General features: G+C 64.0%; 14 protein-coding genes. 12 read left to right on the top strand and 2 right to left on the bottom strand.

Going from position 1 to position 13,038, the window contains the following annotated elements; genetic code table 11:
• Window positions 1–49 precede the first annotated feature (49 nt).
• From msrP to G513_RS0109415, 8 genes are all read left to right on the top strand, one after another.
• Entirely contained in the window at window positions 50–1,036 is a 987-nt protein-coding gene (msrP, locus tag G513_RS0109450) for a protein-methionine-sulfoxide reductase catalytic subunit MsrP (protein ID WP_366511655.1), read from the top strand.
• Window positions 1,036–1,722, top strand: coding sequence for a protein-methionine-sulfoxide reductase heme-binding subunit MsrQ (msrQ, locus tag G513_RS22320; protein WP_022976594.1), 687 nt, complete (start codon window positions 1,036–1,038; stop codon window positions 1,720–1,722). The genes msrP and msrQ overlap by 1 nt, the downstream gene beginning before the upstream one ends.
• Window positions 1,694–2,410, top strand: a complete 717-nt coding sequence (rph, locus tag G513_RS0109440) for a ribonuclease PH (RefSeq protein ID WP_022976593.1) — start codon at window positions 1,694–1,696, stop codon at window positions 2,408–2,410. The genes msrQ and rph overlap by 29 nt, the downstream gene beginning before the upstream one ends.
• Before the next feature lie 17 nt (window positions 2,411–2,427).
• Entirely contained in the window at window positions 2,428–3,018 is a 591-nt protein-coding gene (gene rdgB, locus G513_RS0109435) for an RdgB/HAM1 family non-canonical purine NTP pyrophosphatase (RefSeq protein ID WP_022976592.1), read from the top strand.
• The gene (gene hemW / locus G513_RS0109430) at window positions 3,015–4,166 is read left to right on the top strand and encodes a radical SAM family heme chaperone HemW (RefSeq protein ID WP_022976591.1); all 1,152 of its coding nucleotides are present in this window, start codon (window positions 3,015–3,017) and stop codon (window positions 4,164–4,166) included. The genes rdgB and hemW overlap by 4 nt, the downstream gene beginning before the upstream one ends.
• 28 nt (window positions 4,167–4,194) lie before the next feature.
• Entirely contained in the window at window positions 4,195–4,593 is a 399-nt protein-coding gene (locus tag G513_RS26270) for a CPXCG motif-containing cysteine-rich protein (RefSeq protein WP_022976590.1), read from the top strand.
• Between the two features lie 103 nt (window positions 4,594–4,696).
• Window positions 4,697–4,936, top strand: coding sequence for a type B 50S ribosomal protein L31 (locus G513_RS0109420; protein ID WP_022976589.1), 240 nt, complete (start codon window positions 4,697–4,699; stop codon window positions 4,934–4,936).
• 305 nt (window positions 4,937–5,241) lie between these two features.
• Window positions 5,242–6,534: a citrate synthase gene (locus G513_RS0109415; RefSeq protein WP_022976588.1), complete on the top strand. Its 1,293-nt coding sequence runs from the start codon at window positions 5,242–5,244 to the stop codon at window positions 6,532–6,534.
• Window positions 6,535–6,612: 78 nt separating this feature from the next.
• Here the strand turns inward: G513_RS0109415 and G513_RS22315 are convergent, their stop codons facing one another.
• Entirely contained in the window at window positions 6,613–7,281 is a 669-nt protein-coding gene (locus tag G513_RS22315) for a hypothetical protein (protein ID WP_022976587.1), read from the bottom strand.
• A complete protein-coding gene (locus tag G513_RS22310) occupies window positions 7,281–9,713 on the bottom strand; it encodes a penicillin-binding protein 1A (RefSeq protein ID WP_022976586.1) in 2,433 nt (810 codons plus the stop codon). Before G513_RS22310 ends, G513_RS22315 begins: the two co-directional genes overlap by 1 nt.
• Window positions 9,714–10,054: 341 nt before the next feature.
• On the opposite strand from G513_RS22310, the gene G513_RS0109400 reads away from it, so the two are divergent.
• From G513_RS0109400 to G513_RS0109385, 4 genes are read left to right on the top strand one after another with little or no spacing between them, the layout of a single operon-like run.
• On the top strand, window positions 10,055–11,140 hold the full coding sequence (locus tag G513_RS0109400) for a pilus assembly protein PilM (protein ID WP_022976585.1): 1,086 nt from the start codon (window positions 10,055–10,057) through the stop codon (window positions 11,138–11,140).
• On the top strand, window positions 11,141–11,743 hold the full coding sequence (locus tag G513_RS0109395; protein ID WP_022976584.1) for a PilN domain-containing protein: 603 nt from the start codon (window positions 11,141–11,143) through the stop codon (window positions 11,741–11,743).
• Entirely contained in the window at window positions 11,740–12,411 is a 672-nt protein-coding gene (locus G513_RS0109390) for a type IV pilus inner membrane component PilO (RefSeq protein WP_022976583.1), read from the top strand. The genes G513_RS0109395 and G513_RS0109390 overlap by 4 nt, the downstream gene beginning before the upstream one ends.
• Window positions 12,408–12,932, top strand: coding sequence for a pilus assembly protein PilP (locus G513_RS0109385; RefSeq protein WP_022976582.1), 525 nt, complete (start codon window positions 12,408–12,410; stop codon window positions 12,930–12,932). Before G513_RS0109390 ends, G513_RS0109385 begins: the two co-directional genes overlap by 4 nt.
• Window positions 12,933–13,038 lie beyond the last annotated feature (106 nt).

Raw genomic sequence — 13,038 nt, 5'->3', positions numbered from 1 at the left:
TAAGCTGCGGTCAGACCGTCATCACTGCCTGACCCGAGCCACCGCCATGCTGATTCGCGTAGCCCCCGAGTTTCCGATCGCTTCCAGCGAGATCACGCCCGAGCCGGTATTTCAGGATCGCCGTCACTTTCTCGCCAAGATGGGACTTGCGACGGTCGGGCTGGCCTTGTCCGCCTGCAGCGATGCCAAGGAAACACCAAAGGCCGAGGCCGCCGCTGCCGATGGCGCCGCCAAATCCGGCCTGGCGACGCTCGAGGTCAGCAAGAAAACGGAGATGGCCGGCGGCGAAAAGCTCTGCAGCTACGAAGACATCACCCAGTACAACAACTATTACGAGTTCGGCACCGACAAATCCGATCCGGCAAGCTACGCGAGCACCCTGAAAATCCGGCCGTGGACGGTCACCGTCGAAGGCGAATGCGATGCCCCCGGCGTGCTCGGCATCGATGATCTGATCAAGCCGCAGCAGCTTGAAGAACGCGTCTACCGGATGCGTTGCGTCGAAGCCTGGAGCGTCGTCGTGCCCTGGATCGGCTTTTCGCTGGCTGATCTGATCAAGCGCTTCAAGCCGAACTCCAAAGCCAAGTTCGTGCAGTTCTTCACGCTTGCCGATCCGGTGCAGATGCCGATGATCAAGCGCCGCGTGCTGGAGTATCCGTACCGCGAAGCCCTGCGTATCGACGAAGCCATGCACCCGCTGGCGTTCATGGTGGTCGGGCTCTACGGCCGGGTGCTGCCGAACCAGAACGGTGCGCCGCTGCGGTTGATCACCCCTTGGAAGTACGGCTTCAAGGGGGTGAAGTCGATCGTCAGGATCCGCTTCACCGAAACCCAGCCGGAAACCACCTGGAATCAACTCGGCCCTGACGAATATGGTTTTTACGCGAACGTCAATCCGGCGGTCGATCATCCGCGCTGGAGTCAGGCCAGCGAACGCCGCCTCGGCGAACTGTTCCGGCGCTCGACCCTGCCGTTCAACGGCTATCCGGAAGTGGCTTCGCTGTACGCCGGCATGGACCTGCGCAAGAACTATTGATGAGCATCGGTCCGGTGACCCGGCTGCGGCTGGCGCGAGCGCTGATCTGGCTGCTGGCGCTGACGCCGCTGGTGATGCTCGTCGAGCGGCTGCTGAATGGCCGGCTCGGCGCCAATCCGATCGAGTTCCTCGAGCACGCGCTCGGTGACTGGTCGCTGCGCTTCCTGCTGCTGAGTCTGGCGATGACGCCGCTGCGCAGCCTCACCGGCTGGGTCTGGCCGCTGAAACTGCGGCGGACCGTCGGCTTGTGGGCCTACGCCTACATCTGCCTGCATTTCGCCGTCTACATCGTCTTCGATCTCAACATTCTGGCGCCGGCTCAGGCACTGGCGAAGCTCGGCGAGGATCTGGTCAAGCGCCTGTACATCACCGTCGGTTTCACCGCCTGGCTGTTCCTGCTGCCGCTGGCGATCACCTCGACCGATGGCTGGCAGCGGCGCCTGAAACGGCGCTGGAAAATGCTTCATCGGCTGGTCTATCCGGCGGCGATCCTCGGCGTGCTGCACTACCTCTGGCTGGTCAAGAAAGACCTGTCGGAACCGCTGCTGTACGCCGCCATCCTCGCCGTGCTGCTGGTCTGGCGTCTGCCTTGGGCACGGGCTTGGCCTCGCATGGGCGGCGGTATACTCCGCGCCCGCTCCCCTGCCGCAGACCCCAGTGACCCGTCCTTCAAACCGCGCGCCTGACCAGCTTCGTCCCGTCACGATCCAGCGTCAGTTCACGCGCCATGCCGAAGGTTCGGTGCTGGTCGCGTTCGGCGATACCCAGGTGCTGTGCACGGCGAGCGTCGAGGAACGGGGCCCCTCGTGGAAGAAGGACGGCGGCTGGCTGACCGCCGAATACGGCATGCTGCCGCGCTCCACGCACACGCGCTCCAAGCGCGAAGCGGCGCAGGGCAAGCAGAGCGGCCGCACCCAGGAAATCCAGCGCCTGATCGGCCGTTCCCTGCGCTCGGTGCTCGATCTCGACGCCATGGCCGGCCTGACCATCACCATCGATTGCGACGTGCTGCAGGCCGACGGCGGCACCCGCACCGCCAGCATCACCGGCGGCTATGTCGCGCTCGCCGATGCGATCGCCCATCTGCGCAAGATCGGCAAGATCAAGCGCGATCCGCTGCACGGCCAGGTCGCCGCGGTATCGGTCGGCATCTACAACGGCACGCCGGTGCTCGACCTCGACTACCCCGAGGACTCGAACTGCGAGACCGACATGAACGTGGTCATGAACGCCGCTGGCGGCTTCATCGAAGTACAGGGCACCGCCGAAGGCCACGCCTTCCAGCGCAGCGAACTCGACGCCCTGCTCGGCCTCGCCCAGAAGGGCATCGCCGAGTTGTGCGCGATCCAGCAGCAGGCGCTGCCGGCGCGCTGATCGCGCCGGGCTGAATCATGGGCGCGCTCGTCCTCGCCAGCCGCAACCGCAAGAAGCTGATCGAGCTGGAAAGCCTGCTCGCGCCGCTCGGCTATCAGCTGAAGCTGGTTTCCGAGTTCAGCGATGTCGAGCCGGAAGAAACCGCGCCGACATTTGTCGAGAACGCGCTGATCAAGGCGCGCCACGCGACAAAGGTGTCCGGCCTGCCGGCGATTGCCGATGACTCCGGCCTTGAAGTCGGCGCGCTTGGCGGCGCGCCGGGTGTGTACTCGGCTCGCTATGCGGGTACCCAGGGCGACGATGCCGCCAACAACGCCAAGCTGCTCGCCGCCCTGGCCGAAACGCCTGACGAGCAGCGCGCCGCCCGCTTCGTCTCGGTGCTGGCGCTGCTGCGCCATGCCGACGATCCAGTGCCGCTGATCGCCTTCGGTGCCTGGCCGGGCCGCATCCTGCGCGAGCCGCGTGGTGCCAACGGATTTGGCTACGACCCGCTGTTTCTCGATCTCGAATCCGGCCAGTCCGCCGCCGAGTTGAGCGCAGCCGACAAGAACACGCGCAGTCATCGCGCCCGGGCGTTCGCGGCGCTGCTGGCGCAACTGCGGCCGTGACTGGCGTCGATGCGGCAGCGATTCCGCTGTCGCTGTACCTGCACTTTCCGTGGTGCGTGGCCAAGTGCCCGTACTGCGATTTCAATTCGCACGGCCTGCGCGGCGCAGTGCCGGAAGATGCCTACATCGCGGCGCTGATCCGCGATCTCGATTTCGAGCTGCTGCAGCCGGAATCAAGGCCGATCCAGTCGATCTTCATGGGTGGTGGCACGCCAAGCCTGTTCTCGGGGCGGGCGATCGCTTCAGTACTTGAAGCGTTTGCCAAGCGACTCAGCTTCGCGCCGGACATCGAAATCACGCTGGAAGCCAATCCGGGCACCGTCGATGCCGGCTATTTCCGTGATTACCGAACAGCGGGGGTCAATCGCTTGTCGATCGGCGTGCAGAGCCTGAACGACGCGATGCTCAAGCGGCTCGGCCGCATTCACGGTCATGACGATGCGGTGAGCGCCGTGCGCATCGCCCGCGCGGCTGGCTTCGACAATCTGAATCTCGACCTGATGTTCGCGCTGCCCGAGCAGACCGAGGCCGAAGCGGCGGCCGATCTGCGCGAGGCGATCGCGCTCGGCCCCGAACATCTGAGCTACTACCAGCTGACCCTGGAGCCGAACACCGAATTCGCGGCCCGGCCACCGAAACTGCCGGACGACGATGCGGCCTGGGCGATGCAGCTGGCCGGGCAGGCGCTGCTCGCCGAGCACGGGTACGCGCAATACGAGGTTTCGGCCTACGCGCAGGTCGGGCGACAGAGCCGGCACAATCGCAATTACTGGCAGTTCGGCGACTATCTCGGCATCGGCGCCGGTGCCCACGGCAAGCGCACGTTCGCCGATCGCATCGAGCGCCGCGCGCGGCACAAGCTGCCGAAGACCTATCAGGCGGCTGCCGGTCAGGCAGGGGCGCTGCAGGAACAGCGGCAAGTCGGCGCACCGGAGCTGCCGTTCGAGTTCGCGATGAATGCGCTGCGCCTGAACGAAGGCTTCAGTCCGGCGCTGTTCGAGGCGCGGACCGGGCTTGCACGGTCCGAAATCGGACCCAGACTGGCGAAGCTGGCGGCACGAGGTTTGCTCGAGCAGGATGACGCGGTCATCCTTCCGACTGCCCTCGGCCGCGCGCATCTGAATACACTAATCAGCGAGTTTCTCTGATCCTGCCTCTAACTCCGCACTACCGACCATGCGCGAAGAAGCCGAAGTCATCTGTCCGGCCTGCCACGAATCGATCCCGCTGACGGTCGATCCGGACAAGGGCTCGAAAACCTGGGTCGAGGAATGCTGTGTCTGCGACTCGCCGATGACCGTGCGGCTGCTGGTCGACGAGGACGAGGAGTACACGATCAGCGTCAAGGAAGTCGTCGAAGCGGTCGATGACGCCGAAGACGACGGCATCCTCGAAGAAACCAAGGTCACCTGTCCGGCCTGCTGGGAAATCATTCCGCTGACCATCGATCTCAGCGCCGGCTCGCAGACCTACAGCGAGGACTGCAGCGTCTGCTGCCGGCCAATGACGGTGCGGGTCTGGGTGTCGGACGATCTGGACGAGCACACGGTCGACGTCGAAGCCGAGAGCGACTGAGGCCGCTGTACGGACAAGGGACTTGCCTCGATCCGGCCAGTTCATTAGACTCCGCGTCCTTTCGCCCTCCGCTGTCCGGTAGGCACCAACCTCCGAGGACGCCATGAAGCCCGACATCCATCCCGAATATTCCGAAGTTGCCTTCAAGGACAACTCCGCCGACAAGACCTTCATCATCCGTACCACGCTGAAGCCGCGTGAAACGATCGTGATCGACGGCAAGACCTATCCGCTGCTGAACCTGGACGTGTCCAGCGCTTCGCACCCGTTCTACACGGGCAAGCAGAAGGTTGCCGACATCGGCGGCCGTATCGACAAGTTCCGCAAGCGCTACGCTTCCTGAGCTGTCGTCAGCCGTCGCTTCGAAAAGCCGCCTCCGGGCGGCTTTTTTATGTCCGCTTCCGGCATCGGAAGGGGTCGAGCTCTGCTTCAGCAGAGGAAACTGCGGGAATCCCCTGTTTTGATCAGGGCAGGCTATGGCCGAAGGGCGACGAAAATCGTTATGCTTGCCGGACTCGCCGGGAGATCCCCCAAGAACCTAATGCCGCCCCACACGGTGTGCGCAGGGTTTTTGTGCGGATTGATTGCGGCACTGCACATTTCTTGCGGGACGGAATGCCGTCCCAACAGTCCGACGGAGAAGATGCGATGACGACGAGCTACAGCCTGCTGAACAACGAAACCGGCGAGAAGGTCGATCTGCCGCTGGTGAAAGGCACGCTGGGGCCGGCTGGCGCCGATGTCGGCAAGGTCTACGACAAGATGGATCTGTTCACCTACGATCCCGGCTTCACGTCGACCTGCTCGTGCAAGAGCGCGATCACATACATCGATGGCGACCAGGGCGTGCTGCTGTATCGCGGCTATCCGGTCGACCAGCTGGCGAATCACTCCTCGTTCATCGAAGTCGCCTACCTGATCCTGCACGGCGAGCTGCCGAACAAGACCGAGCTCGACGAGTTCGACGCATCGATCCGTCGCCACACGATGATCAACGAGTCGCTGCTGAGCTTCTACAAGGGCTTCAACTACGACGCGCACCCGATGGCAATGCTCACCGGCATCGTCGGTTCGCTGTCGGCGTTCTATCACGACACCACCAACAACAAGGATCCGAAGCACCGCGAGATCTTTGCCCACCGGATGATCGCGAAGATCCCGACGATCGCGGCCGCCGCGTACAAGAAGTACTTCGGCCAGCCGTTCATGTACCCGAAGAACTCGCTCGATTACTGCTCGAACCTGCTGCACATGATGTTCGCGGTGCCGGCCGAGGATTACGAGATCAATCCGGTCGCCGCCAAGGCGCTGGACGTGCTGTTCATCCTGCACGCCGATCACGAGCAGAACGCCTCGACCAGCACCGTGCGCATGGCCGGTTCGACCGGCACCAATCCGTACGCCGCGATCTCGTCCGGCATCGCGGCGCTCTGGGGCCCGGCGCACGGCGGCGCCAACGAAGCCGTGCTGAAGATGCTCGAGGAGATCGGCGACGTGAAGAACGTCCAGCCGTTCATGGACAAGGTCAAGGACAAGAATTCCGGCGTCCGCCTGATGGGCTTCGGCCATCGCGTGTACAAGAACTTCGATCCGCGCGCGACGATCATCCGCGAGCAGTGCCACAAGGTGCTCAAGGAACTGAAGATCAACGATCCGCAGCTCGAACTGGCGATGAAGCTGGAAGAGATCGCGCTGAACGACGACTACTTCAAGTCGCGCAAGCTGTACCCGAACGTCGATTTCTACTCGGGCATCATCTACAAGGCGCTCGGCATCCCGGTGAACATGTTCACGCCGATGTTCGCGATTGCCCGCACCGTCGGTTGGGTGGCGCATTGGAACGAGATGAATGCCGATCCGGCCGGGCTGAAGATCGCCCGTCCGCGTCAGGTCTACACCGGCGCGCCGGTGCGCGAGTATCAGGCGATCTCGACGCGCTGATCGTCTGATGCAGCAGAAAAAAGGCCAGCTTTCGAGCTGGCCTTTTTCGTTGTCTCGCTTCTCGCTAGCCGATAGTTTCTAGCCAAGCATCTGACTGCCGAGTATCGCGTCGACGCCGACCGCCGCCAGTGCTTCTGCATCAGCCAGGTTCAGGCGCTTCATCGGCAGGCCATCGCTGGGCGACAGCGGCGTGCGGCGCAGATCGTCGAGCCCGAACATCGCGATGTCGATGCCGATCTCGCCGGCTTCGAAACGGGCCAGCGGCACCGGTACTTCGGTGCCGTCCGGATAGCGGTAGTCGCGCTCGTCCTGCTCGAACGGAATGCCGCGATCCTGCAGAAAGAAATCCAGCGTCTCCGGGCGATCGGCGAAGCCGTGGATCTGCACGCGATGCGCATAGGTGATTGCACCGCTGACCACCGCGCCGACCAGCCGCGGCGAGAAGCCTGGTTGCAACAGCTTCATCGCCTGCACGGCGGCGCGGCGCATCGCGATCAGATGGCCGGCGTAATCGCTGCCGCCGAAGATCCGCTGATACTCGATCACCGCGGCCTGGATGCTGGCGTTGTCCGGCAGCGCGCCACGGCTGCCCGGTCCAGATTTCTGCCCGAGCCGCTGCAGCGCCTTCAGCTTGGCGCTGCGGTAGTCGAGTACGTCTTCCTCGCAGATGATCCGCGCCGCTTCGGCGATCACTTCACGGCTCGGATCGCTGCCGTGGCCGCTGCTCGGAGTGCTGCGCCGGCTCATCAGAAAATGTCGGCGGCGGCGTTGTCCGGATTGCCGTAAGGGCTGATGCCGTCATCCGGTGGCGGCAGGTGATCGCTCTGAACGACCTCGGACAGCGAGCCCGGTGTGCCGCCAGCCACCAGCTTGCCGGTGGCCGGATTGATCGCGATATCGGTCAGGCCCGGCGGCCTCGGCTGCTTCTGCTGCGGCACGCCTTTCAGCGCGGTCTTCATGTAATCCATCCACATCGGTACCGCGGCACGGCCACCGACTTCGCCACGGCCGAGCGGCTTCGGCTGGTCGAAACCGACCCAGGCGACGGCGACCAAGGTCGTCGAAAAGCCGTTGAACCAGGCATCGGTCTCATCGTTCGAGGTCGCCGTCTTGCCGGCCAGATCGTCGCGGCCGAGGCTGCGCACCTGGGACGCGGTGCCGCGTGTGACCACGTCATGCAGCATGCTGCTGATCAGATAGTCGAGCGTCGACGCCAGCACGCGCGGCGCACGATCTTCCGGCGCCACCGGCGGCTCGGCCGCCTGCACCGTCAGCGGTTCTGGAATGGCGACTGGCTGACCGGTGACCGGATCGAGCGCGGGTTCCGGCGGCGGCGCATCGCAGACCGGGCAGGCCAGCTTCGGCCGGGCGTGGAAGACCTCGCGGCCGGTGCCGTCGGTGATCGACGCGATGAAGTAGGGATCGATCAGGAAGCCGCCGTTGGCGAACACCGCATAGGCGCGGGCCTGCTCCATCGGCGTCATCGAGGCGCTGCCGAGGGCGACGGTCAGATCGGCCGGCAGACGGGATTTGTCGAAGCCGAAGCGCGAGGCGAACTCGCGCGTGTATTCGATGCCGACGGCCTGCGCGACTCTCACCGACACCAGATTGCGCGACAGCGCCAGCGCATCGCGCAGCCGCATCGGGCCGCGGAACTTGCCTTCGTAGTTGCCCGGCCGCCAGTCGTCGTCCGGGTTGACGCTGGAGGTGAACACCACCGGCGCGTCGAGGAAGATCGAGGCCGGCGTGTAGCCTTTCGATAACGCCGCCGTGTACAGGAACGGCTTGAAACCGCTGCCGACCTGGCGCCGCGCCTGGGTCACGCGGTTGAAGTTGCCGAGGAAGAAATCGTAGCCGCCGACCAGCGATTGCACGCCGCCGTCGCGCGGATCAAGCGCGACAAAAGCGCCCTGCACTTCGGGGATCTGGGTCAAGCGCAGATTCGCCCCGACCTTGGCGATGCGCACGATGTCGCCGGCGGCAAGCGTCCGCTTGTCGTTGAAGCCGGCCCAGGCGAACGCGGTCTTCGGCAGTTCGACGATGCCGTTGTCGGTGACCATGCGCAGCAGATCCGGCGTCAGGCTGAGCACCACGGCCGGCTGCAGGCCGGCCACTGGCGGCCGCGCCGCCAGCTGCACCAGCACTTCCGGTGATGAGGGCTTGGCGTTCAGGGTTGCCAGCAGTGCCGGCGGCAGCTTCGCTTCGGCGCCGTTGAAGCCGTGGCGTTCTTCGTAGGCCAGCAGGCCGCCTCGGAGCGCGGCGTTGGCGGCGAGCTGCCGCGTCGAGTCGAGCGTCGTGGTCACCACGAAGCCATCGGTATAGGTCGCTTCGCCGTGCTTGGCGTACAGCTCGGCGCGGACCATCTCGGCGACATAGCTGGCTTCCACTTCGACCAGCGCCGGGTGCTCGAACGCGGTGATCGGTTCGGCGGTGGCGGTCTTCCAGGCGCTGTCGTCGATGTAGCCGAGATCGTGCATGCGGCGCAGCACGTAGTCGCGGCGATTCTTGGCGCGGTCGGCATTGTTCAGCGGGTTGTCGCGTGAGGGCGCTTTCGGCAGGCCGGCGATCAGTGCCATCTCGCCGACCGTGAGCTTGCTGACCTCGCGACCAAAGTAGACCGAAGCCGCGGCACCGACGCCATAGGCGCGATTGCCGAGGAAGATGCGGTTCAGATACAGCTCGAGAATCTGCTCCTTGCTCAGCTCAGTCTCGATCTTCCGGGCCAGGAAGATTTCCTTGATCTTGCGGGTGAAGCTGCGCTCGTTGGTCAGATAGACGTTGCGCGCCAGCTGCATGGTGATCGTCGAACCGCCTTGGCGTTTCTGACCGGTGGTGGCCAGCACCACAGCGGCGCGCGCGAGACCGGCGACATCGACACCCGAATGCTCGAAGAAGCGATCATCCTCGGCGGCCAGGAAAGCCTGCACCAGCGGCTTCGGAAGTTGCGCATAGGTCAGCGGTTCACGCCGTTCGGCGCCGAACTCGCCGATCAGTTTTCCGTCCCGCGTATAAACCCTGAGGGGTACGCCGAGACGGATCTCGTGGAGGCTGGCCACCGAGGGCAGTTGCGGCATCACCCAGGCACGCAGCATCAGAAAGCCGCCGACGGCAGCGACGGTCAGCACCAGCAGGCCGATCAGGGCGATGCGGCCGACAAGGCGGCGGCGATCAGGAGACACGGGTTTCGATCACGAATTTCAATCCTGGGGATTGGCCTGGGAAATGGCCTTGGCAATAGCCTGATGAACGCTAGGCGATGGACCGGAAACTGCAAGCTCGATGGTGAGCTTTCGGGATACTTTTCCGGCCACCCGCAACGGGTCTCGACGGTTCACCTTTCATCGCCTGCTTTGGAACTCCCATCAGGCACTTAGGCAAGTAAGTTGTTGCTGCGGCGTAAACAACATGAACTATATTAAGTCCTGCTCGGGGAGCCGTCACCAAAGACCGGCCACCGTAGTTCGCGAGTGCGACCGCATAGGGCTTCGCGGGGATTTGTAAACAGGGGCGCTCGGGACAAATGTCGATCAAACAATCGCTGTTCGGAAGGCGGAGCCGGGAGCTGATCGGTCTGGATATTTCATCCAGCGCGGTCAAGCTGCTGGAGTTGAGCCGTCGCGGCGAGCGTTACAGCGTCGAATCCTTCGCCATCGAACTGCTGCCGCCGAACTGCGTCGTCGACCGCCAGATTGCCGATCCGCGCGCCGTCGGCGAAGTGATCCTGAAAGCGATGAACCGCGCCGGCACCCGCAACCGTCAATGTGCCGTCGCGGTTGCTGGCTCTTCGGTGATCAGCAAGGTCATTTCCATGCCTGCGTCCCTGAAGGACAACGACATGGAAGAGCAGATCAAGGCCGAGGCCGATCAGTACATTCCGTATCCGATCGACGAAGTGAATCTCGATTTCCAGGTGCTCGGCCCCACGGCCCATGACAAGGAAAGCGTCGACGTGCTGCTCGCCGCCTGTCGCAAGGAACAGGTCGAATCGCGGATTGCCGCACTCGAGATCGCCGGCCTGACGCCGCTGATCGTCGACATCGAGGCCTACGCGCTCGAGAATTCCTGCGAACTGCTCACCCATCAGATGCCGGCGCTCGGCGTCGGCAAGACGGTTGCCATCGTCGATGTCGGCGCCTCGACGACCTCGCTGCTGGTGCTCCACGACCTGCAGACCGTCTACACCCGCGATCAATCTTTCGGCGGTCGGCAGCTGACCGAGGACATCATGCGGTTCTACGGTCTGAGCTACGAGGAAGCCGGCAAGGCCAAGCGCCTCGGCAATCTGCCGGCCAATTACGGCGACGAAGTGCTCAGCCATTTCATTGCCGACATGGCCCAGCAGATCGATCGCGCGCTGCAGTTCTTCTTCGCTGCCGCATCGCGCCACAACGTCATCGACCAGCTGATCCTGGCCGGCGGCTGCGCCCATATTCCGGGCGTCGAGGTGGCGATCCAGAAGCGTCTGCAGATTCCCTGCGTGATCGCCCAGCCGTTCGCGAAGATGAATGTCGATTCCCGCGCCAAGCCGGCGCAGCTCGGTCAGGACCAGGCGTCGATGCTGATCGCCGCGGGTTTGGCGCTGCGTGCCTTCGATCAAGAGAGCTAGATGACAACCCGGATCAATCTGCTCGATTGGCGCGCCGCCCGGCGCGCGCGACGGCGCCAGGAATTCCTGACCATGGTCGGGCTCGGAGTCGGCGCCGCGGTGGCGTTGCTCGGGCTCGGCTATGTGACGATCACCGGCGCGGTCGAGCACCAGCAGAACCGTAACCAGTACCTGACTGCCCAGATCAAGGATCTCGACAAGCAGATCAAGGAAATCGAGGAGCTGGAGAAGGTCAAGGCCAACCTGGTGTCGCGGATGAACGTGATCCAGCAGCTGCAGGAAAGCCGTTCGGCCACCGTCCATTTCTTCGACGAGATCGTCAACACGCTTCCCGACGGCATCTATCTGAACTCGATCAAGCAGAGCGGCCAGAACGTCACCATCGAAGGCGTTGCGGAATCGTCCGGCCGCATCTCGGCGTATCTGAAGAACCTCGATTCCAGCCCCTGGTTCAAGGACCCGAAGCTGGTGGTGATCAAGACCGGCGAGAAGAACCGCCAGCGCAACAGTGACTTCACCCTGCAGGTCACCAATCTGACCAAGGCTTCGGCGGATGATGCAGCCGCGAGCGGCGTCACCGGTCGCACCGAGGTGAAGCCATGACCGTTCAGGAAGCATTCGCCGAACTGCAGGCGCTGGACCTGAAGAATCCCGGCGCCTGGCCGCGCTGGGCGCATATCGGCGCCGCAGTACTGGCGTTCATCGTGCTGGTCGGCTTCGGGGTCTGGATGTTCCTGAAGCCCGAGTACGAAACGCTCGGCGTCGAGGAGCAGACCGAACAGACCCTGCGCGCCGAATTCGAGAAGAAGCAGCAGAAGGTCGCCGCGCTCGATGCCTACAAGGCGCAGCTGGAAACCATGGAGCGCGATTTCGGCGCCATGCTGCGCCAGCTGCCGAGCAAGACCGAGGTCGAGAATCTGCTCAACGACATCTCGCAGACCCGCGTCGCGTCGAGCCTGGAAGAAGAGCTGTTCCAGCCACAGACGGAAATCCCCAAGGATTTCTACGCCGAGGTGCCGAACCGGATCGTGGTCACCGGCAGCTACCACCAGATGGGCGCCTTCGTCGGCGGCGTCGCGGCGCTGCCGCGCATCGTCACCATCGATGAAGTCGAGATCAAGCCGGCCGGCGGACCGGGACAACAGGGCTTGAGCCGCGGCGCCTTGCGCATGAGCGCGCTGGCCAAGACCTATCGCTATCTCGATGAAAGCGAAATCACCACCACCGATCCCGCTGCCGCTCGCGCAGGCCGTCGCGGAGCGCGCCAATGAGCCGCCATCACTGCTGGGTTCTGCCGTTGCTGGCCGCGAGCCTGGCGCTGTCGGCCTGCAGCAACAGCATGAGCGATCTCGAGGTCTGGGTGGCCGAGGTCAAGGCGCGCAAGAACTCGCAGATCGATCCGATTCCGCAGATGAAGCAGTACGAGGCCTATGCCTACGTCAGCGACAACCGCCGCGATCCGTTCGTCAATTCGCCGGAGTCCCAGCAGCGTGCCGAGGGCGGTGAAAACTCGGCACTGCGCCCGGACCTGAACCGCAACAAGGAACCGCTCGAGGAATTCCCGATCGATGCGCTGCGCCTGGTCGGCATGGTGGTCTTCAACGGCAAGACCTACGCGATGGTCAAGGCACCGGACGCGGTCATCCACCGGGTCACCATCGGCGATCACATGGGCCAGAACTACGGCCGTATCAACAAGGTCACCGAGGCTGAAGTGAGCCTCACCGAAATCATTCCGGATGGCTTCGGCGGTTTCACCGAACGGGCGGCGGCGCTGGCCGCAACCGAATGAATCGCCAGCCGCACCCGACTGAACGCCACCATCCCCGAACGATGCTGCACTGGAGCACAAAGATGTCGACTCGAACCGCCTCTGCAGATCGGAGGGCCCGCCCGGG

The sequence above is a fragment of the Nevskia ramosa DSM 11499 genome (assembly GCF_000420645.1).
Classification (GTDB): domain Bacteria; phylum Pseudomonadota; class Gammaproteobacteria; order Nevskiales; family Nevskiaceae; genus Nevskia; species Nevskia ramosa.
The sequence above is the reverse complement of the archived record's forward strand: the minus strand, read 5'-3'. Positions and strand labels throughout refer to the sequence as shown.

Coding starts and splice junctions, on each gene's coding strand:
- G513_RS0109415 (WP_022976588.1), top strand. CDS start 5,242: ATGACGACGAGCTACAGCCTGCTGAACAACGAAACCGGCGAGAAGGTC.
- G513_RS0109420 (WP_022976589.1), top strand. CDS start 4,697: ATGAAGCCCGACATCCATCCCGAATATTCCGAAGTTGCCTTCAAGGAC.
- msrQ (WP_022976594.1), top strand. CDS start 1,036: ATGAGCATCGGTCCGGTGACCCGGCTGCGGCTGGCGCGAGCGCTGATC.
- G513_RS22315 (WP_022976587.1), bottom strand. CDS start 7,281: ATGAGCCGGCGCAGCACTCCGAGCAGCGGCCACGGCAGCGATCCGAGC.
- G513_RS0109390 (WP_022976583.1), top strand. CDS start 11,740: ATGACCGTTCAGGAAGCATTCGCCGAACTGCAGGCGCTGGACCTGAAG.
- G513_RS0109395 (WP_022976584.1), top strand. CDS start 11,141: ATGACAACCCGGATCAATCTGCTCGATTGGCGCGCCGCCCGGCGCGCG.
- G513_RS26270 (WP_022976590.1), top strand. CDS start 4,195: ATGCGCGAAGAAGCCGAAGTCATCTGTCCGGCCTGCCACGAATCGATC.
- G513_RS0109400 (WP_022976585.1), top strand. CDS start 10,055: ATGTCGATCAAACAATCGCTGTTCGGAAGGCGGAGCCGGGAGCTGATC.
- G513_RS0109385 (WP_022976582.1), top strand. CDS start 12,408: ATGAGCCGCCATCACTGCTGGGTTCTGCCGTTGCTGGCCGCGAGCCTG.
- rdgB (WP_022976592.1), top strand. CDS start 2,428: ATGGGCGCGCTCGTCCTCGCCAGCCGCAACCGCAAGAAGCTGATCGAG.